Source organism: Paenibacillus mesophilus (assembly GCF_005938385.1).
Taxonomy (GTDB): Bacteria; Bacillota; Bacilli; order Paenibacillales; family NBRC-103111; genus Paenibacillus_AB; species Paenibacillus_AB mesophilus.
In genome coordinates this window covers 159,614-180,488 of sequence record NZ_VCRA01000014.1, presented here as the reverse complement: position 1 = coordinate 180,488, position 20,875 = coordinate 159,614, and the positions used below count along the sequence as shown (strand labels likewise).

The following is a 20,875-nucleotide window of genomic DNA, read 5'->3' as shown; positions in this document are numbered from 1 at the left end:
TCCAGGATTGTACTTCAAACTTCTTACAATTCCCTTACACGGTTCAAATGGCGCCGCCCGAATCCATCGCAATGATCAGCAGCGTGCGGTCGTCCTCATCCGGAGAGCCTTCCTCCGGCAGAAGCCGGGTCAGCCATTCCAGTTGGGCTTCGACGGGGACATCTCGGTCCATGTCCGTCAACAGCTTCTCGAACCGGTCGAAACCGATCATATCCCCCGCTTCATCCGTTAATTCAACGATTCCATCCGTATACAGCACGAGCCGGTCGCCCGGGAGAAACGGAAGGACCGTATCCTCGAACGTTTCATCGGCATCGATTCCGGCCGGAAGCGAACAGACCGGAATTTGCAGCACGTCTTCCGCCCGGATCAGATAAGGGGCAACATGCCCCGCGCTGGCATAACGGACTGTCGAGTCGGACGCATCGAACAAGGCCAGCCCGAGCGTTACGTACATATCTCCGTGAAGCATATCCGACAAGCTGCGGTTTAATCGGGTTATGATCTCCGCGGCCGTACCGCCGGCCCGGATCTCCGATCGAAATAAGGCAAGAGCGGCCGACATGAGAAGGGCGGCCGGCATCCCTTTCCCGGAAACGTCTCCTACGAGCACCGCGGTCCGCGAATCATCGAGCGAGACGATATCGTATAGATCGCCCCCGACTTCTTTGGCCGGCTTGAAGCGGGACACGACCGTGTATGCAGCCGCACGGGCCGATGTTCCGGGGAGCAGCTGGCGCTGCATTTCCGAAGCGAGCGCCAGTTCTCTGTCTACGGCTTCGTATTTCGCCGCGACGATCGTCTGCAGTTCATTGAAAGCTGCCGAAAGCTGCCCGACCTCGTCATCGGACAGCACCGGCACCGTTTCGTGAAGCCGCGCCCGGTTTCCTTGCAGCAAAACGCGGATGCCTTCCGTCAGCTCGCGCAATTCATCGGTGAACTGCTTCGTCAGAAGCCGGTATACCGCAAAGGAAAACATAAAATAAATAGCGAATGTGGCGGCAAGCCAGCCGAACCGGATCTCGGCCGCGCTTCCTTGGAGAAGCAAACGGAGCACGGAAAATACGACAAGAATAGAGCAGCTCGTATAGGTCCATATCAATGGATGCCAAAAGGAACCGTGCGCCTTCGCCGGAAGCCGGGACGGATGAAGCATGATCAAATACCGCTTCGCAACCCTTCTCAGCAGAACGAAAAACAAGATCGCCGATGTAAGCCCCGTCATCATTTCGGCCATTATATTTTGCAAAATAAGAATCAGCGTTCGGCTCCCATACCCATTGACCCCAAGTATCGAGTCATACAACGCGTCCGCATGGTAGAAGGCACAGCCAAACGCGGTCAACGCCATCATCCACCAGAACAATTCGCTCGGCAACCCCCACAATCGCAGCGTCGCCGACTCCTTGGTCCCCGATTCGCCGCCGCCCTCCAATTCGCGCCATACCGGCTTGAGACGCCAACGGGTGACGGCGGTCAAGATCAGAGCAAATAGGATAGAGGTCGACACGATAACTGGAATATTGAATGCCAGAAGTTTGGACAAGGATATCCGGAGGATGACTATATTGTTATAAGTAAGAAATCCGCAGGAGACGAGCAGCGCCGTCACGAATACTCCGAACAATCGCCAATAGAGGCCTGCCAAAGAATGCTGAATCACATGGCGCCCTCCCTTTCGTTGCAATCCAGACTCAGCCAAAGCGTTGCCCCTTCGCCCGAATGATCGACGGCTAAGCGGATGTTCCGTCCGGGCTCCGCCACGAGACGCTCCGTCCGAAAGACGGCGGATGCGGTAAGGCCGAGCGCCGAAGCACCCCCTCCGCCGGACGTCCCTGACGGCCGAGCACCATCCGTTAAGCCCCACGTATCGGTTCCCAGCATTTCGATATGGCCGTCATCGTGATCCAGAATGCCCATAATAACGGAAATCGTATGCTTGCCCCGAAGCGTTCTCCACAAGTTCGCATTTAACCTGACGGCAATATCCGCAATCGAGCCGTCCCGCGCCTCGGAACGAAGCATACCGACAAATGCCGATAACACCAGGGCGGCAGGCATTCCGTCTCCGGACACCATGCCTACGGCAAAAACGAGCCGTCCATGACCGATCTGCACCAAATCGTAAAAATGGCCGCCGATTTCTTCTCCCTCGCGAAGCTCTCCCCTCATGCGCCATCGGCCCAGAACAACTTCGCCTCTGCGCATAATGAGCCGCTGTACGCCCGCGGCGAGCCGTCTCTCTTTCTCCAGCCGGTCATACTCCGATACTTTCCGATATTGCAGCTCGTTATTGACCGCAGCCAGGCGGCCGGATTCGTACCGGGACACGATCGGAATCGGCTCCTGCATCCCGCCGGGCTTCGCCGCAACCGCTTGGCGCAGCTTCGCTATCATATCGCGCAGCTCGCGCAGGAAGCTGAAGCTCAAGATGGCGTATGCGACGAAAGAAATCGCTCCGGCGATTACCGCAATCGATACGAGTGATACATCCGAGAAGGTCCTTCCGTTCAATTGATCCTCCGCCGCGTTCCAAACGATCCGCAGCAGGGGAAAAATTACGGCGCAGACGAACGCTATAGTAAGCGGCCGCAAAAGTGACGTAAAGCGCAAGCTACGGGCCTCTTCACCGGATAGAACGGGCAGACTGCTCCTCAGCATACTTCGTAATATGCCGTAATATACAAAGGCCACACCCGATATCGCGGTAACGTTAAATAAAGTGCTTTTGATGTAATGCAGCCACCGGGACGGGTCATCTACAGCAACTAGCACATAAATTTGCCGTACTTGCGCAAACATCGTTCCAACGGCCAGAAACAGCCAAAATATGTTTTCGGGCAGTTTAATCAAATGGGTCCATAGCGGAAGCCTATTCGATCGCAGGAGTGGCGAGTCGGCTCCCCCATTCACCTCTTTTTCAACCGCTTTCAACCGGTTTCTCGTATATCCCGATGCCAGCAATATCCATAGGAAGAATGCGACGAAGATAAAGATTCCGCTGCCGATGATCCGGTCGGCCGAATATCCGCTGACATACCAGTTGGACAGCACCATGGCGGAAGCCGCAACAAAGGATACGGTCGTATAGACGGCAACAAGACGGGCATATAACCGGCGGGCATTTCCGGTCAAGGACGTTCACCTCGCAGCAGCTGCTTCGTTTCGGGAAGCGGCTTCACATTCAATTCCTCCCGGCAAACCTTCTCCAATTTGCGGTACCAGCGGTTCGCCTCAGCCGTTCTTCCCTGCTTCATCAGCATCCGGATCATATGCTGGTACGCCTCTTCCTCGGCCGGCCTCATTCGCAGCCACTCGGTGCAGCGGGCTTCGGCCGTTTCGTAATCGGTGCGATCCGAGGCGAACTGTACGAGCTTCTTGAGCGTCCCAGCCTGCATCTCCGCATAGTACGCCCTCAACTGGTCAAGCCAGTCCACGTACGGCAGATCGGGTACAATCTCGTCGTACAGCTGAATGGCTTGTTCGTAAAGCTCCACGGCCAGCTCTCGTTCATGTACCCACAATTGGTCGCCGACCCTTACCAACGAACGGTACTTCTCCACATCGGCATGCTCTATGAAATGCCCCGAAATTTTGACAATTCCTTCTTTGACGGTTATCGCTTGATCGCAATCTAGCGAGTCCCGCAGCACCTGCTTCAAACGGTGGATCGTGACATACAGCTGATTGGCCTGCTTATCGAAATCGCTCTCGGCAAAAAGGGCATCCACCACCTGATCGCGCGGACATGAATAATTCGGCTGCAGCAGCAAGTACAGGAACAGCTCCTGCGCCTTTTTCCTTTTCCAGGAAATATCTTTAACCTCGACCGTTCCGTTCGAGAACCGAATCGAGCCGAAGCAGGAAACGTTCCATTGCCGTTTATCGGCTTCCTGGCGCTCACCCTTCCCGGCACCGTCCGATAAAGCCTTCTTCATCGCTTGGATCTCATCACCATATGCCGACGCACATAACTTGTCATAAACCTCTGCCTGCCGCAGCGCGTGTTCCGCCCCTTCTTCGTCACGGTCCAACAGCTTCCGCTCGAATTCCAGCCGGGCAACATGAAACTGTACCGCCGCATCCGGAGCAAGCTTCCGCCTATCTTGTTCCAGCCGCTCCAGCTCGCGGACATCCGGAACGCCGCCGTTGCGGAGCAAAGCGAGCTGTCCATAGCAGCGCAGGATCATATCCAAGTGAACCGGCAGCCGGTTCGCCCTATCGATCATAGCAAAAGCGTCGCAAGCTTCCGGCCAGCGCTGCTCGCAGAAAAGCAGCATCGCTCCGAATGCCCGCTCGTAGACAGCGCCGACCGGGTCGCTGCCGCAGCGGAGACGCAGCATCGTCTGCAGCTCGATCAGCCGACGGCCTTGAGCCGGACCCAGATCAAGTATCATTTCAAGAGCGGTCCGGCCACTGTTCTCCATATCCCCGGCACGGTCAAACCATTCGAAGGCGCCTTCATAGAAACGGGCTCGGCTCGCTTCCTCCCCGACCAGCCGCGCTCCGCGGGCCAGAGCCAGCAATACGCAGCCGTCCGTTTCCGCCTCTCCGCCCCCGTATTCCGATTGCAGGAAACGGATCACGGTCTCCGCATCGGAATGGTCGCCGGACCGCATATAGACGGCGGCAAGCGACGCGAACGCCGACAGCAGCTCCTTCTGGAACGTTTGGCGTGCAAACGCTTTAACCGCTTTCTGCAGCAGCGCCTTCGCTTCCGCAAGCTTTCCCGCGTCGGCAAGCCGTTCCCCGACCATTTTTTGCAGCAGCGGCGATCGATCCGTCACCTCGTCCGGCAGCCTATCCAGCCATCCTGCGTCCGGCCGCCAGCCTTCGAGCATGGCGCATTCCAGCCGGATGACCGCCATCTCATAGTCCCCTTGTTCGATCCACCTTCTCGCATCATCCAACGACAATCACCGCGGTTTCCTTGTAGTCACTTAGGAACTTTAACGGAATTACTGCCCTGAATTCCGTTAAAGTTCCTTATTCAACAAACTATACGGTTCCCCTCTCGAAAGGTCGCAGCAGCGCAAAAAAAAGAACGGCGTCCGCCGCTCTTCTTGCTGCCGTCTACTTGACGAGCTGCCCCCGCGTAACGCCGAGCTGGTTCGTCGCTTTGAGCGTGCGCCATACGCTTGTACCGCTGATCGTTCCTTGCAGCGCACGGCTGTACAGATCGAGCACCTCGCGCACTTGATCCGGCGATTCTTCCAGAAACTCCACCCGATACGTCTCGAGACCCAGCTCGCGGAACTGCGGCAAATATTCCGCGCCGGATTGTTCGATCGCGTTGTATACCGTATTGCGGCATCCTTCATCAACGCGGACCGGGTGGGACATGCCGATTCGGTCCTGCAGCGAAACGCGATGATCCTCGCAAGGACGTCCACAGTTCGTAAAATCCGTTCCTTCGCTCAAGAATGTACAGTAAACGCAGTGCTCCGTATGGAACATCGGCAAATGCTGATGGATCACGATTTCCAGGTGCGAAGGATCGGTCCGACGAAGCAAATCGATCATTTGCTGGATGTTCAGGTCGTACGAAGGCGTTACCCGGCTGCAGCCGGCATCGACGAACAGGTCGACCGTCTTGTGATTCACCGCGTTAAGCGAGAAATCGCCGATCAGCTCCGGCCGGTAACCGTCCTTGCTCTCCGCGCGGTGCTTCATGAAGAAATACATCGCTCCGGTGTTCCGTACGAGCATGGCGTCCGGTCGAAGATTCAGCATATTTTTGAAATACCCGGTTTCGCCCGGCATATGGATACGCGGCGTAGCCAAAGCGATTTTCCTGCCTGCTGCGCGAACCGCTTCCATAGCGGCCGGGTACTGCTTAATAAATTCGAAGTCGGCGTAAATCCACTCTACATCGGTAGTCAATACCGCCTTCACCTGCTCCAGATTGCGGCACAGCGCTATCAGACGCGGCTGCTGCGTGCGAGCGCCCGCGGCTTCTGCCGAGAATGCCCCGATCGGCACTTGGCGATGCGCATCCGCATAGACGTCCACGCTGCGCTTCATATACTTGCGCGGCTTCTGGCGGGTCTCCTCCAGCTGCTCGACCGCGAGGCGGCGCATCTGATTCAGCTCTCTCATCGGAATAATGAGCGATCCTTCCAGATCGAGCTCCAGTCCGTTCAAGAAGCAGGTCGTGCCGCCGAGCCGTCCGAACTGCTCCTCGAACAGCGCCCGGTCCATCGGCCTTTTCTCCGCTTGCACGAGATGCAGCTCCGAATGCACTTCCACCGATTGCCCTGTCCGCTCGTCGGTCCATACGGACTGAAGCGGCTGTCCCAGCCGTCCGGTCACCTTGACGGTTACGGGAAATACGCGGTACGGCTTATCCGTCTCGAACGTTTGCCGCAATCTTTTATCCAAATGCGGATCGCTTGTTTTCCATATCCGGTCGCCGACGCGCACCCGCTTCAAATCGACATCGTTTCTCCCCGGCACGATCTCGATCAAGCCTCCTATCGCCTCGCCCTCGAGCTTCTGCCCTTTGCGCCGGATATCGTATACCCGCCCGCCTTCCTCGGGTTTCGTCGGATCTCCGGCGTCGAAGACAATGCCGTCTCCACGCTTCAGCGGCGCTTCCAGCTCGCATATTACGCCGTCGCGCAGAAGCTGCTTCACCCGGCCGAGGTATACGCCGCGGCTTTTCGGAAAGGTGCCCTCTACCAGCTGCTTGTTGTTCGTCCCCTTCAGGAACCCGTAGGTGAAGCCCCGCGAGAAGCTTTGCTGCAGCTCGCGCAGCTCTTCCTTCGTCGGCTTCGGGTCGCGTCCCGCGAAATAGCTGTCGATCGCCTTGCGGTATTTGCCGACAACGTTCGCCACATATTCGGGCGATTTGAGGCGGCCCTCGATTTTGAACGAGGTCACCCCGGCTTCGATCAGCTCCGGCACGAGCTCCAGAGCGGCCAAATCTTTCGGCGACAGCAAGTATGCGACATCGCCCATAGGCTTCTGCACGCCGTCTACCATCAAATCGTACGGAAGTCGGCACGCTTGCGCGCATTCCCCGCGATTGGCCGAACGTCCGCCCCACATTTCCGACGTCAAGCATTGGCCCGAATACGATACGCACAGCGCTCCGTGTACGAATACTTCCATCGGCAGCTTCGCCTGGTCGCCGATCTGCTTGATTTGCTTCAAATTATTTTCGCGCCCGAGCACGACCCTCTCGATATCGAACGGCTTCGTGAACTCGACCGCCTCCGGAGAAGTGATCGTCATCTGCGTCGAGCCGTGGATCGGGAAGTCCGGGGAAATGTCCCGGATCAGCTTGACCAGTCCGAGGTCCTGGACGATGACCGCGTCAACGCCCGCGTCGATGCACGCCTCGACCAGCTTCTTGGCGTCGTTCAGCTCCTCCTCGAACACAAGAATGTTGAACGTGACGAACCCTTTTACCCCGTACAGGTGCAGAAAGGACATAATGTCGGGCAGCTCGTCCATCGTAAAGTTTTTGGCCCGTACGCGGGCATTGAATTTGTCCACGCCGAAGAAGACGGCGTCGGCTCCGTTCGCCACAGCCGCCCTCAGGCAGTCCCAATCGCCGGCCGGCGCCAGCAGCTCGATATGTTCGATGCGAATGTCTTCGCGCATAGTTTCGTTCCTCCAATGCTTGCATGGAGCGGCTCGATTCCGCCCCCCCTTATCCTATTAGTTTACCAGAAAAGGGGCTGGTAATGCCATCGGAGCAAATTGGATCGATTCGGGCGGGCGCTACTGCTCCTCGCTCGGCACGACCATGCGCTTGATTGCCTCAAACGTAACGGGTGTGTAGTCCCAATGCTCCACGCTTACGTTGACATATTGGCTGCTCTCGTATTTCTGTCCATGGATGTGCCCATGGATATTCACGTAAGGTATATGTTTATTCATATACATCGGCTCGTGCGACAGAAAGAAGAACCCCCCGTATACGATCGGGTATTCGCTTACCTCGTGGAATCCGACATCCAACCACCACGACCGGGACCTTCCGCGATCGTGATTGCCCATGATCAATGTCTTCGTCCCATTCAACCGGTCGACGATAGCGCTTGTTTTCTCCTTGTTCAGAAAAGAGAAGTCGCCCAAATGAAAGACACGGTCGTCCGCGCCTACGACGGCGTTCCATTTCGCAATCATCTTCTCGGTCATTTCCTCCACATCGCCGAACGGTCTCGATTCGAAATCGATAATGTGCTTGTGCCCGAAATGATGGTCGGATATAAAGAAGACGTCGGCCACCCGTTACGCCTCCCCGCCCAGCTTCTCTACGACCTCGCTCCGCGTAGGCAGCGCCGGTATGGCGCCCCGCTTCGTCGTCGCGAGCGCTCCAACCGCATTGGCGAAACGGAGCGCGTCGACCGCAAACGTCGGGTCGGCCAGCGCCTCGCCGAGTGAGGCCGCCTGGACTCCGGCATCCGCAAGCCCCCACAGCAGTCCGCCGACGAAGCCGTCGCCCGCTCCGGTCGTATCGACCGGCTCCACTCGTACGCCTGGAACGGTTACGTCCCCCGTCTGCGTAAATACGCGGCAGCCAGCCGCGCCGAGCGTCACGACGACACAGCTCGGGCCTAGTCCGAGCATAAGCCGCGCGCCTTCTTCGATGCTGACGCCACCGTACAGGAAGCCGATTTCATCCTCGCTCACTTTGACAAGATCGGCCGACGGCAGCTGATCGAGTATCGTTCGCCGGGCAAAATCCGCATTCGCCCACAGCGGCAGCCTGACGTTCGGGTCGTAAGAAACGAGCGCGCCGAACGCTCTAGCCCGTCTCGCCGCATCCAGCGTCGCCGTCCGGCACGGCTCCGCTATAAGCGATACCGATCCGAAGTGGAAAATCGCCGCGTCCTGCAGCCAGGCGTCTTCCACCTCATCCTTGCGCAGCAGCATATCCGCCGCCGGATTGCGGAAAAACACGAAGTCGCGCTCGCCGTCTTCCCGCAGCGACACGAACGCGAGTCCGGTCCGGGCCTCGTCCGTTGCGACAAGCGCCGGCTCTACGCCGGCCTCCCCTAAGGCGGTATGCAAATAATCCCCGAACGGATCGCGGCCGACCTTCCCGATAAACCGCGAACGGCCTCCAAGCTTGGCTACCGCCGCGGCGACATTGGCGGGAGCGCCGCCGGCCGCTCGATGAAACGTATCGACTTGCGATAAAGGCAACCCATTCGACTGAGGCACGAAATCGATCAACAGCTCGCCCAAGCAAACTACCATTTTTTTCTCCATGGGTGCATCCTCCTCCAAACGGAACTCTTGCCTCGAATTATATCGAATGTATCGACAAAAGTGGAGACGAATCGGCAACTTTCTGCCGCCGCCGTCGTCAAATGTTTAACAAGCAACGCCTGAAATGCTATAATGGCACTAGTCCTTACACAGGTTGACGATGTTTTCAAACATTCATGGAACGACTATTCTACAAGTTTTGAGGGATTGCCTTGTCATTGCGCAAAAAAGCGGCCTGGTTCGTCGGGCTCCTGCTGCTAGTCGCAGTGTTCGCGCTCGTATTCGGCCACAAGCAGGAGCGGGTTCGGCTGCTGTACGCAAGCGGGGGGGATGCTTACGACCGGGCGGCTTATCTGAATTTCCAACAAGCGATTGTAGCAAATGCCGATGTGAGCCGACTTTCTCTCGATACGTTCGATGCGAAGCGGCTTCAGTCTTACGATGCCGTTTATTTGGACGTTTCCTTGAAGCAAACGCCCGCACTGCGGGAAGCCATACCCGATCTGGAAGCCTATGTGAAGCAAGGCGGCCATTTGTTCGTAGAGAACGAGCTGCTGAACGATTTGCCCAAGTCCCTTCTCGGCGCAGCCGACCTCACACCCGTCAAGGGGGCCGTTAAGCCGAAGTTCGACTACCCGCAAGTACGGGGAAATTTGCAAGGCATGCAAGACGTATTCAAGCAATTTGCGGACAACTTTACCGCACATGGCTACATAACCGATATGGATACGATGATGCCGGGATTCGATTGGGGGCTCGCGATCGTTCCTTCGACGGCGGAGCCGCTCGTATCGATGAACGGGCAAGCGCTGTACACGGTCAACCGGTACGGGCTGGGCACCGTGCTGGCGGCGAGCACCTTCCTGCCGAACCGGTATTTTATTACCGGCTTCGATCTGCAAAGCGGGATGGACGCAACCAAAGGCTTTCCGACGAAAGCGGCCAAGCACGATGTGTCGCTCAAGCAGCCAGGACGTTCGCTATACTTCGAATTCAAGACGGGGCTGCCGCAGGAGCCGTATTTCCATTTCGCTTTCGCCGCGGCGAATCATCTGCTCCGCAACGAATATTTGTCGTACGTCTCGAAGGAAACGCTCGGATACAGCCTGAAAAAAGTATTCGGCCCTTACGGCCGGCCGGCCATGGCCTATCAGAACCATTTCGAAGCCCTTCCCGCGATCGAGCATAAAGAAGGGATCGCATGGGCGGAGCAGCTCAAAACGTACAATCAAATCCCTTCGTTCTCGCTCGTTCGCTCGTCGTTCGACTGGCATCATTGGTACGAAGGCATTACGGTCCATCTGAATACGGGAACGACGGCGAAGCCGCAATTCGTCGGAGAGTTTCCGAACTCCTTCTATTCGAGCGGCACGCTCGTCACGAGTGAGAACATTCCGCTCACGGTCGGCCTGTACCCCGGCAAAAACCAGCTGGGGATGAAGCTGGAGCTTCCGTACCGGGCCTATCCTTCCCTTGCCGATTTAAACGGCGACGGGTTGGCTGATCTGATCGTCGGCAGCTTCGACGGCTATATATATCGTTACCAAAACGCGGGGAAACAAGTGTCCACCCAAATGGTACCCGAGGGGACCGCTTATCCCGACGGCTTCGGAGCGCCGCAGCAGCTGAAGCTTGCGAACGGGCAGACGTTCCGCACTGCAGGCTACTCGACGGTAACGGCGGCGGACTTGAACGGCGACGGCTTGACCGATCTGGTCGTCGGAAGCAAGGATGGCAGCGTCGTCGCCCTGCTCCAGCAAAGGAAAGGGGCTTTCGCCTCCGCCGTCCCTCTGCTGTCCGACGGTCAGCCGATTCGGGCGGGTTCCCACTCGGCTCCGGGAATCGGCGATATCGACGGGGACGGAACGATCGATCTCGTCGTCGGCGATGCGGACGGGCAGCTCACGGCTTACTCCGGCATTCCCGGCAAGCCGCTGCAATTTGGCCAGGCCCGGCCTTTGTTCCAAATTAAAGCCGCCTATGCGGCACCGGCTGTCCGCGATATGGATGGAGACAAGATCCCCGATCTCGTTATAGGCAATAGCGAAGGCGATCTTCTCGTATACACCCGGAGTGCGGGCAATTGGCTGCTGCAAGGACCGATTCAAGGCCGGACGAACAACCAGATGGGCACGAAAGCGCTCGTCGGCGGGCAGTACTCGGTGCCGCTCTGGGCCGACCTGAATCATGACGGCAAGGAAGATTTGATCGTAGGACAGCTGCAGTACAGCAAGCCGGTTCCGGTCGACGATCCCGCCTTTCCTTTCAAGAAAGAGCTGCAGGAGTTTCTCGATTACGCCGGCAAGAACAAGCTGGAAATCGTCCCGCACGTATACGTGCACAGCTTCCTCAGCTCCGAGCAGGAGAAGCTGGAGCTGCAGCTGCAACGAAAGTCGTTCGCCGCGCTCGGCCTGCCATGGACCCAGACGGGAACGAACCAGCATACTTGGCGCATCAATCAGGCCGACCGGCTGCAGACGCTGCGCAACGAGAATGAAGCCGACATCTGGTACAACTTCGGCTTCAAGCCGTCCGACAGCCCGACAGAGCCGCAGTGGGGCCAGGACTTCATCTGGAGCTTCCCTTTCCTGCTGGACGATGACCGTCTGAAGACGCCAATGCTGCTTCATGCGCCCGGCTTCATGTTCAAGCTGGACGACAAGGGCGGAACGACGGACATTTATAGATCGTTCGCGATGCTGGACATGCCGATCGATTATTTCGAGCATATCGAATATCAGTACAACGATCCGGATAAACAGAATATGATGAACACGTTCGTAAGGTTTTTCGACGAGCTGCGGACGTCTTACGACTACAACTTTATGGCCGAGCCGCAAATGGCCCGCTCGTTCCTTGCCACGATGAAAAGCGATATCCGGGTGGAGCGCCCTTGGCTCGTCTATGCGATCGATAAGCTGAAAACGAAATTCGGCAAAGGCCTGCACTTGACGCTGTCCATCTCGGCCAACACCGATCAAGTACCGGGCATGGCCGGGGAATACCGCGATACGGCCGGCGTCGTATTCGAGCCGGGTGAACGCTATGCGGACTATCCGTTCGCAACGGACTCTCCCGCCTTTACGAAAAAAGGGGACAAGCTGTACGTCGGACTCGGCCTGCGCCGTCTGACGAGCGTCTCCGTCAACTGGGGGGCCGAACCGTTCCATATCGTCCGCTCCAACGTTCCCGTCCGGATCGAGGACAACGGCACCGCCTGGACGATCCGGCTCGACTCCGACGGCATGCAGCAGATCAAGCTGTACGGGCCGCGGCCGCTGCATATTGCTGGAGAGGACTTGAAGATCGAGAAGGATCCCGGGGACAACTTGTATACCGTCACCCATTTCGGGGCCAAGACCAGCATTACCGTTACGATGCCGAACGATTAATCCACCAGATTGTTCTAAAGGAGACTTGAGCGATGGAAGACATTATGCTGGAACTGGAGCGCCATATTCGGGAGCGCTACGAAATCGAAGACGGTGACGACGACTTCACGACCGATGTCCATTTGTTCGACTATGGGTTCATCGACTCGATCGGAGCTACCGCCCTGATCGCTCATATCGAGAAAACATACGGGATCCAAGTGACGAATCAGGATTTGATGCTGTATCCGCTTAACACGATAAGGGAGATCTCTACCTTTATCGCCGCCAAGAAGGGGAGGTAACGCCATGCACACTGATAACGCGATCTCTTGCGTCATTTCCTTGGATCGGCTCGACCCGAACCAGCACGGACAGCTCAAATACGCCTCCGCCTTCGTTAGCGAGCATATCGACGACATTCGCCTGGAGAACGGGACGCTGACGGTCACCCACCACGCTCCGGACGGCGGGGAACGAATCATAGCCGGCGTTGAGCGGCTGATCGAACGGTTCTCCAAGGGCGACTTCGGCTTCAAGGAGCATATCCTGTTCGAGCATCGCGGCGCGATGCCATACCGAGGCGATATTATCGCCGATCTGGTCGAAGCGAAGACGATCAAGGTGCTCGAGCCGGGACTGTTCATTTTCCGCGAACCGTTCTCGAGCCTGCTTCGCTTCTTCGACGACACGTTCGTGCAGCGGATCGCGAACGCCTTCGGAGCGAAGGAAGAGTCGTATCCGGCTGTTATCCATCTGTCTACGCTTGATAAAACGAACCATTTCACTTCGTTCCCGGAGCATCTTCATTTCCTGAGCCATCTGCGGGACGATCTGGACGTCATCGAATCGTTCTCCGAATCGATCCGGCAATCAGGCGGCTGGAAAGCCGAAGCTCCGCTCGATTTGAACCGGAATATGCCGAAGCCCCGCTTCGCGATGAACCCTTCGACGTGCTATCATTGCTACGAAGGGCTTCAAGGCGAGACACTGGAGGGGGATGGCATCGTCGCGACCGCAGTTGCGAAATGTCACCGGTACGAATCGAAAAACCATGCCGACTTCGGCCGACTGCTCGATTTCAGCATGCGGGAAATCATTTTCGTCGGCAAACCGGAGTTCGTCCGCGACAACCGTATGAAGGCGGTAGAGCACCTGAAGCAGCTCGCCATGGAATGGGAAATCGACTGCCTGATCGAGAACGCGAACGACCCGTTTTTCACGAACGATTTCCAGGTGAAAGCTTCGTTCCAGCGCAATCAGGAGATGAAGTACGAGATGCGGCTGACGATTCCGTATATCAACAAATCGATCGCCTGCAGCTCCGTCAACTTTCACAGCACCGCCTTCGGTACCGCCTTTGATATCAAAACCGGCAAACGGCCCGCCACTACAGGCTGTGTCGGCTTCGGACTCGAGCGGTGGGTGTTCGCTTTCCTTGCCCAGTTCGGCCTGAACGAGGAAGGCTGGCCGGCGGCGTTCCGCGAGCAGTATCACGCTTGGCAAACCAAAAAAAGATAACGAGTGATTCGCGTGAAATTATGGACTCATGTGAGAAAGAACGGATTCGTGCTGATGCTCGTCATCGTGTTCCTGCTGATCGACGCATTCGCCGCATGGCGGGACCCGATGACGAACTCCCGGAGGTTCGAGAAGGACGATTTTACGAAAACGTTGTTTCACCACCAGTGGGATCGTTCCGGTCCCGTTTTTTTTGGCAACTCGGCCGTCACCGGGGCTTACATGGAAGACAAGGCGCAAATCCCGCTCGTGGAGATGGGGATGTCTTACGGCAAAATAACCGATCTGCGCGAAATTTTACGGCGCGGCCTCTATGAGCCCGAGGAACAGCTCGTCGTCGGTATCGACGTCCACACGATGCTGGACAAGATGCAGACAGACCCCCGTTTCCCGTGGTCCAAGCCTTCGTACAGCCCTTACATGTTCTATTACCGCGACTACTTCCAGGATGCGGGCGGAGAATGGATCCGCAATTTCTGGGCGGGGATACGCAAGGGAGAGATCGACTTCCGTACGTACGAGCCCCGTTGGATCGACAAAGAGCTGTACTTCGGGCGCGAGACAGCCGAGCAGCTGAAGAAAGACTGGGAACGTTACGAAGCCAACTACAGCTGGATGCAGCTTGGAGATATGGCCGACAATCTGGATGCGCTCGATTGGGTAATCGGCTATGCCAAGGAGCATGCCTTGCCCCTTAAGGTCGTATGGATGCCGCTCAATCCGGATGCCGCCTATCCGCAGCCTGCTTATTGGAAGCAGCTGAAGGAACGGGTCAATGGAGCGCTGAATATTAACGCGATTCCCGTCCTCGACTTGTCCGACGCCTTCAAGCCGGACGAATTTCACGATCTCGTCCATTTGAACCGCGAGACCGGCGCGCCGAAATTTACTGCGGAGGTGGACCGATGGCTGCGATCTTTCGGAAAATCGGCGAAGTGATCGTGTATGCGATCATGCTCGCTCTGGTAGCCATTTGCTTTACGGGCAAAGGGCTGTTTATTTACGAAGGCTTTTGACCGACCGCCCATTCGCTAAAGGAGCCCGCCCATGTCTTATTTGTTGAACCTGCACGCTTTGGCCGCCTTGCTCGGTATGGTCTTCGTGCTGATGCTCACACGGCGATGGCCGCACAACAAACGAATACTCGTGCTCTTGTTCAACCTGTGCTTCCTATACTTGTTCAGCCGCAAGCTGTTCCTCTTCTCGGCGGTGTATGTACTTGTCAACTACGCGGGATACGTGTGGATGTGCTACGCACCTAGAGGAAGGAGACTGTTGTTCGGCACGGCGATCATCGCGAATGTCGCGGCCGTCTCTTCGCTCAGGCTGTTCGGGATGAAGCTGTTCGAGCACCCGTTGTTTGATACGATCTATTTATTCGGACTTATCTACACCGTACTCAAAGTGATCGACGCTTATTACTTCGCCTATTACGTCGGCAAGGACAGCAAAGCGCCGTTTCTCGACTTCGTCAACTACCTGCTGTTTATCCCGACGTTCACCTCGGGACCGATCCTGAAGTTCCGCGACTTCATAGCCGACGCGAAGAAGCCTTACGCCGTTACGGCGGCTGATTTCGAAGCCGGGATCAAGCGCATCATACTCGGCTTGTTCAAGAAAGTCGTGCTCGTGGCCGGCATGACCGTCGTGTTCAAAGACGTGCTGGAGCACGATCTGCAAGTGTACCACAGCTTGTTTCTAATGGTATGGTTTTATGCGCTCATCTATTTCGACTTCTCCGGTTACTCCGATATCGCGATCGGCTTCGGCCGGCTGATGGGCTATACGATTCCGGAAAACTTCAAGCAGCCGTTCCTGTCGCCTACGCTCACCCAATATTGGCGCAATTGGCACGCTACGCTCGGCGATTGGTTCCGCGATCATATCTTCATGATCTTCTCGCGTAAATATTCGTCCCGCGGCGCGGCGGCCGGCCTGTCCATCGTAATTATGGTGTGCATCGGCTTATGGCACGGCTTTTCCTGGCTGTACTTGCTCTGGGGTGTGTATCATGGCGTGCTGATGGCTCTGGAAAGCCTTCTGAAGCTGTCGCTCGTCAACCGAAAGAAGGTATCGTCCGGCTACTTCTTTTTCCGCTGCGTGTGCACGCAGCTGCTCGTGACGGCTGCGGTCATTGTGTACAGCGGGAATTCGGATGTCGTCCTGCGTATTTATAGAGGGCTATTGAACTGGTAGAGCGAATGAGCAATGATACGCTAACGAATGAAAACACCCTTGCAATCGCAAGGGTGTTTTCATGTCGTTCCTTATTCCATTCCAGAGCTATATGTCGTTTAGCCCATCCAGCTTTGTACCATGAAAATGTCCAATACGATAAACACGAACAGACTGAATGCGGCAAATCCGATCGCGAATTTATTTTTTACCTTTGCGCCGACCAATCTCACCACGGCGACGATCAAAAGGATCGTGAATACAATCATGAAAAAGTCGAATGTGTGGAAGTTGGATGCACTTGCCGCAGCAGCTTCATCTGCCAAATACATAGCTTGGGACCTCCTTAAGGTTAAACGTCACGTTGTGTGATAATTGCGTCAACTTTCGCATATTCACACTTGGTGTGAAAATTGCACTTATACCGCATATTCACACTTAGTGTGAAAATTGCACAATTATTCGCATATTCACACTTATACTCATCTTCATCTATGTTATCGTGCAAAGTCAATCGTTGCAAGCAAATTCTGCATTGTTAACAAGTTTGTCACCATTTTGACGACAACGATTCGGCATTCTTTTCTTATCACGAATTCCTATATCACTCATAAGAACAATTGATAATCGACCGGAACCAAAACGCACCTCTCCGCATTTACGCATTCTACAAAATGTGATAGTATCAGCATAGCTTATCATACTCTTTTTGTCGGATTTATGCACATTATGGGAGGTACTTCAAGTGGCTTATGAACCGATATGGACTTCGGACCCGTCCAAGCTGAATAAAATGGAACTGGTCAAGCTGGAAAAGGACGGGCTCGATGTCATCCGGACAATCATCGAGAAATATGCAAAGGAAGGTTACGACTCTATTCCGGAAGACGAGAAGAACCGGTTCAAATGGGCCGGCGTATACGAACAAAAGCCGAAAGACGGATATTTCATGATGCGCGTACGCATCAACTCGGGAATACTGAGCACCGATCAAGCCCGTGCGCTGGCGCTTATCGCCAAAGACTACGGACGTGATCTGATGGATATTACGACGCGCCAGGCGATTCAATACCACTGGCTGCGCATCGAAGATATGCCGGATATTTTCAAGAGACTCGAAGCCGTAGGGCTGTACTCTTACGAAGCTTGCGGAGATTGCCCGAGAACGATAGTAGGCAATCCTCTTGCCGGCATCGATAAGGACGAGCTGATGGATACGACGGCGCTCGTCAACGAAGTCAACGACTTCTTCTTGTTGAACCGAGATTTTTCCAACCTGCCCCGCAAGTATAAGATGTCCATCTCTTCTAATATTTATAACAACGCTCACGCCGAAATCCAGTGCCTTGCTTTTACCCCGGCGACGAAGACGATCGACGGCGAGGAAGTGCTCGGCTTCCATGCATGGGTTGGAGGAGGCTTGTCCGCGAAGCCGCATCTGGCGAAGCAGCTTGACATGTTCGTTCGTCCGGATGAGGTGCTGAAGGTTGCAATCGGCGTTACGACGATTTATCGCGACTACGGTTACCGCGAGAAGCGCCACCATGCGCGCCTCAAATTTTTGGTCGCCGACTGGGGAGCCGAGAAGTTCCGCGACAAGCTGGTCGAGCTGATCGGGGACATGCCTTCCCGCGGCGAGGACAAAACCGTAGGCTGGCAGGCCGCTTATTTCGACGGCGTACATCCCCAGAAGCAGGCGGGGCTGAACTATGTCGGTCTGAACGTACCGGTAGGAAGATTGAGTGCCGATGAGTTCATCGAGCTCGCTCGCCTGGCGGACGAATACGGCGACCGTACGCTGCGTACGACCGTCTCGCAAAACATTTTGTTGTCCGGGGTGCCGGATGGCAAAGTGGAAGCTTTGCTGAAGGAAACGGTGCTCGAGCGTCTGACACCGACACCGAAACCCTTCATGAGCCGGACAGTTTCTTGCACCGGCAACGAATTTTGTAATCTGGCCGTCGTGGAAACGAAAGAGCGCGCACGTACCGTGGCGGAGTATTTGGATAGCCGTGTCGAGCTCGACGAAGACATTCGGATCCACTTTATCGGATGCCCGAACGCTTGCGGCCAGAAGCATATCGCCGATATCGGCCTGCAAGGCGCACTCGTTAAAACGCCGGACGGCATGGTCGACGCATTCGATATCGCCGTCGGCGGTATTCTCGGTCCGGGCGCCAAGTTCAACGAGCCGCTCAAAGGCCGCGTGAAAGGCGACGACGTCGGCTCCGTATTGGCCCAGCTCATTTTGTTCTACAAAGAAAATCGCAGCGCCGAAGAAACGTTCCACCAGTTCGTTGGGCGCGTAGGCATTCCGGCGTTCCAGGAAAAATTGACGCAAATATTGGCTTCTTGATTCCAAGAGGCGGTTCCCTTATCTGAGGCCGCCTCTTCTTTCTTTTGCTTCGCCTATTCTGCCGATGTCAGTCAAATGAGCCGGTACATACATGAATGGGAGGAAAGAACCGCCGACTGTTGTCTGGTACACTGGCTTTTAACTCTGGTATATCCCAAAAGGAGATGAACGTATTGGATAACGAAGCAGGAGTATAGGGCAATCGACTAATCGTCCATACTCGCGGGCGTCCCTACGAAACGGTATACCACCCCAAACCGTTGTGGTAAAATGGTGAAAACTTACCGTTAGGAGTGGATAGCATGATTGCCCAGCGTCCCGTCCTGCTTCACGACTTTCGATACCGCAGCGGCACTCCCATACCTGTCAGGCTGCATGGTCCGCACCATTACGAGATTCGCTACTTTCACGATGGCAATGGCGAATATCGGCTTGGCGAGAGTACGCTATCGCTTGCGGCCGGCGACTTGCTGATTGCGGACGGGACGAAGCAGCACGGACAGCGGGATGAGGGGCACTTCGGCACCCTTCATACGAGCATCTTGTTTCATCCGTCCGTACTAAGGACGATCGGAGCACAAGTAAACGGAATCGATTTACTGCTGCCCTTCGAGGTACTCGGCCACTTTCATACGAGATTGACGGGCTCGGCGATGTCGGAATGCGAGTCCATCTTGCTTAGAATCGCCCGATTTCACCCCGGTGCCGATTGGGTTTGCTTCAATCGGCTGGTCATGGCTTTTTCCGATCTGCTCATTGTTTTGTACGCCCAATGCGAGCCGGCCATGAAAGCATTGAACTATACGTTGTCCGACAAAGAACGGAATGTACGGAAAATGATCGCTTTCCTTGAAACCGCATTCAATGAAGACTTGTCGCTGGATGCCATGGAGAAGGAGCTCCATTTGAGCAAACAATACATGTCCAAAATTTTCCGCGAAAATACCGGCATGACCATATTCGATTATTTGTACCGTAGACGCGTCGACCATGCGAAGCGGCTTCTTCATATGCAGAAGGAGTGCTCGATTACGGACATATGCTTCCAGGCCGGTTTCAAAAACGTTTCCCATTTCAGCCGTCTGTTCAAAGAACGCGTAGGCATGACACCGGAAAACTACCGCAGGCTGGTCAAACCCGAGCTGCCTGATCAGGCGGACCACATATCAAACATGGTCAACTAAGACCGCATTCAGATGAACGTAAGAAAAGCGCGGCTTATGTCGCTATGATACAGTTGAGAAGTCGGGAATATTCGAGAACGTCCGGGGGAAGGGAGGGAGACGAAGCTGATTTTGTCGCGAAATTACCCGCTTTTCAACGAATATTATTATCAATGGCAATCTCCTTTTGTTAAAACGTTTCATACACATCCGCAATACGAAATTTATTACTTTCATCAAGGAAAGTGCGATTACTTGATCGGCGATCAGGTGTATACGCTTGAGCCGGGCGACGCTATTATTATGAACGGTATGACGAGACACGGTCCGATTGTCCAGCGCGATGCGGAATATGTGCGCTCGATGTATTCTTTCTATCCGGAAATGGTCCGCGTCTTTCATCCGATGCTCGGGCCGCTCAATCCGCTTCGGCCGTTCGAAACATTGAAAAACTGGAGAATCCGGCTGCGCGGAGAACAGAAAGAAGAAGTTGAGGATATTTTACGTCGGATCAACAAGTACTACTATTGCCAACAGGCGATCGAATTCAACCGGTTTCTTGTTGCATTCTTCGATTTGCTGTGGATTTTTTACGACGAATGCCGATCCGACATGGAACGATCGACCGAGGGCAGCGGGGCGTACGAATCCGAGAAGGAGCGAAATGTACAAACGATCATTTCGCTGATCGAAGAGCGGTATTCGGAACGGATTACACTGGATATGCTTGAGAAAAGCGTATTTATGAGCAAGCACCATTTGTCGCGCATATTCCGCGAGCTGACCGGTATGAGCATTATCGACTATTTGTATAAATACAGAATCAATCAGGCCAAAATCAGGTTTATATGTAACAGGAACAGCGCCGTTAACGAGGTGTACCGGGAAGTCGGGTTCCAAAGCATGGCCCATTTCAGCCGGTTGTTCAAAAAGTTCGTCGGGCTTTCCCCCGAGCAGTTTCGCAGGAAGGTGCAGCCTTTTCTGCTAAACCCTTTGGAGCTTCGTCTCCCCGTCTTCCCCGAGACCGTTCCCCCCCAAAAAAGGAAATAAGGGAGGTCTTTCAC

General features: G+C 55.3%; 15 protein-coding genes. 8 read left to right on the top strand and 7 right to left on the bottom strand.

Annotated features, from left to right (window positions below; translation table 11 throughout):
* Positions 1–43 precede the first annotated feature (43 nt).
* The 6 genes from FE783_RS23570 to FE783_RS23545 all read right to left on the bottom strand — a co-directional run bounded on the left by FE783_RS23570 (position 44) and on the right by FE783_RS23545 (position 9,225).
* On the bottom strand, positions 44–1,663 hold the full coding sequence (locus FE783_RS23570) for a PP2C family protein-serine/threonine phosphatase (RefSeq protein WP_138881842.1): 1,620 nt from the start codon (positions 1,661–1,663) through the stop codon (positions 44–46).
* Positions 1,660–3,135 (bottom strand): PP2C family protein-serine/threonine phosphatase, encoded by a 1,476-nt coding sequence (locus tag FE783_RS23565; RefSeq protein ID WP_138881841.1) that lies wholly within the window; start codon positions 3,133–3,135, stop codon positions 1,660–1,662. Before FE783_RS23565 ends, FE783_RS23570 begins: the two co-directional genes overlap by 4 nt.
* The gene (locus FE783_RS23560; protein WP_138881840.1) at positions 3,132–4,916 is read right to left on the bottom strand and encodes an AfsR/SARP family transcriptional regulator; all 1,785 of its coding nucleotides are present in this window, start codon (positions 4,914–4,916) and stop codon (positions 3,132–3,134) included. Before FE783_RS23560 ends, FE783_RS23565 begins: the two co-directional genes overlap by 4 nt.
* 157 nt (positions 4,917–5,073) lie before the next feature.
* Positions 5,074–7,608 (bottom strand): U32 family peptidase, encoded by a 2,535-nt coding sequence (locus FE783_RS23555; protein ID WP_138881839.1) that lies wholly within the window; start codon positions 7,606–7,608, stop codon positions 5,074–5,076.
* Positions 7,609–7,728: 120 nt separating this feature from the next.
* A complete protein-coding gene (locus tag FE783_RS23550; RefSeq protein ID WP_138881838.1) occupies positions 7,729–8,238 on the bottom strand; it encodes a metallophosphoesterase in 510 nt (169 codons plus the stop codon).
* Between the two features lie 3 nt (positions 8,239–8,241).
* Entirely contained in the window at positions 8,242–9,225 is a 984-nt protein-coding gene (locus tag FE783_RS23545) for a PfkB family carbohydrate kinase (RefSeq protein ID WP_202916245.1), read from the bottom strand.
* Positions 9,226–9,437: 212 nt separating this feature from the next.
* On the opposite strand from FE783_RS23545, the gene FE783_RS23540 reads away from it, so the two are divergent.
* The 5 genes from FE783_RS23540 to FE783_RS23520 all read left to right on the top strand — a co-directional run bounded on the left by FE783_RS23540 (position 9,438) and on the right by FE783_RS23520 (position 16,313).
* Positions 9,438–12,617 (top strand): FG-GAP repeat domain-containing protein, encoded by a 3,180-nt coding sequence (locus FE783_RS23540; protein WP_238403224.1) that lies wholly within the window; start codon positions 9,438–9,440, stop codon positions 12,615–12,617.
* 32 nt (positions 12,618–12,649) lie between these two features.
* A complete protein-coding gene (locus tag FE783_RS23535; protein WP_138881837.1) occupies positions 12,650–12,901 on the top strand; it encodes an acyl carrier protein in 252 nt (83 codons plus the stop codon).
* Between the two features lie 4 nt (positions 12,902–12,905).
* Positions 12,906–14,117 (top strand): hypothetical protein, encoded by a 1,212-nt coding sequence (locus FE783_RS23530; protein ID WP_238403223.1) that lies wholly within the window; start codon positions 12,906–12,908, stop codon positions 14,115–14,117.
* 12 nt (positions 14,118–14,129) lie between these two features.
* The gene (locus FE783_RS23525; RefSeq protein WP_238403222.1) at positions 14,130–15,056 is read left to right on the top strand and encodes a hypothetical protein; all 927 of its coding nucleotides are present in this window, start codon (positions 14,130–14,132) and stop codon (positions 15,054–15,056) included.
* 108 nt (positions 15,057–15,164) lie between these two features.
* Positions 15,165–16,313, top strand: coding sequence for an MBOAT family O-acyltransferase (locus FE783_RS23520; RefSeq protein WP_138881836.1), 1,149 nt, complete (start codon positions 15,165–15,167; stop codon positions 16,311–16,313).
* A 98-nt stretch (positions 16,314–16,411) separates the two neighbouring features.
* On the opposite strand, the gene FE783_RS23515 is transcribed toward FE783_RS23520, so the two are convergent.
* A complete protein-coding gene (locus FE783_RS23515; RefSeq protein ID WP_138881835.1) occupies positions 16,412–16,624 on the bottom strand; it encodes a hypothetical protein in 213 nt (70 codons plus the stop codon).
* A 413-nt stretch (positions 16,625–17,037) separates the two neighbouring features.
* Between FE783_RS23515 and FE783_RS23510 the strand changes: the two genes are divergently transcribed.
* From FE783_RS23510 to FE783_RS23500, 3 genes are all read left to right on the top strand, one after another.
* On the top strand, positions 17,038–18,648 hold the full coding sequence (locus FE783_RS23510; RefSeq protein WP_138881834.1) for a nitrite/sulfite reductase: 1,611 nt from the start codon (positions 17,038–17,040) through the stop codon (positions 18,646–18,648).
* A gap of 302 nt (positions 18,649–18,950) precedes the next feature.
* Positions 18,951–19,832 (top strand): helix-turn-helix transcriptional regulator, encoded by an 882-nt coding sequence (locus FE783_RS23505; RefSeq protein ID WP_138881833.1) that lies wholly within the window; start codon positions 18,951–18,953, stop codon positions 19,830–19,832.
* A 111-nt stretch (positions 19,833–19,943) separates the two neighbouring features.
* On the top strand, positions 19,944–20,861 hold the full coding sequence (locus tag FE783_RS23500) for an AraC family transcriptional regulator (RefSeq protein WP_138881832.1): 918 nt from the start codon (positions 19,944–19,946) through the stop codon (positions 20,859–20,861).
* Positions 20,862–20,875: the final 14 nt, after the last annotated feature.

What these genes read in the sequence shown, in the direction of transcription:
- FE783_RS23555 (WP_138881839.1), bottom strand. Translation starts at nt 7,608, where the DNA reads ATGCGCGAAGACATTCGCATCGAACATATCGAGCTGCTGGCGCCGGCC.
- FE783_RS23545 (WP_202916245.1), bottom strand. Translation starts at nt 9,225, where the DNA reads ATGGAGAAAAAAATGGTAGTTTGCTTGGGCGAGCTGTTGATCGATTTC.
- FE783_RS23535 (WP_138881837.1), top strand. Translation starts at nt 12,650, where the DNA reads ATGGAAGACATTATGCTGGAACTGGAGCGCCATATTCGGGAGCGCTAC.
- FE783_RS23530 (WP_238403223.1), top strand. Translation starts at nt 12,906, where the DNA reads ATGCACACTGATAACGCGATCTCTTGCGTCATTTCCTTGGATCGGCTC.
- FE783_RS23520 (WP_138881836.1), top strand. Translation starts at nt 15,165, where the DNA reads ATGTCTTATTTGTTGAACCTGCACGCTTTGGCCGCCTTGCTCGGTATG.
- FE783_RS23515 (WP_138881835.1), bottom strand. Translation starts at nt 16,624, where the DNA reads ATGTATTTGGCAGATGAAGCTGCTGCGGCAAGTGCATCCAACTTCCAC.
- FE783_RS23505 (WP_138881833.1), top strand. Translation starts at nt 18,951, where the DNA reads ATGATTGCCCAGCGTCCCGTCCTGCTTCACGACTTTCGATACCGCAGC.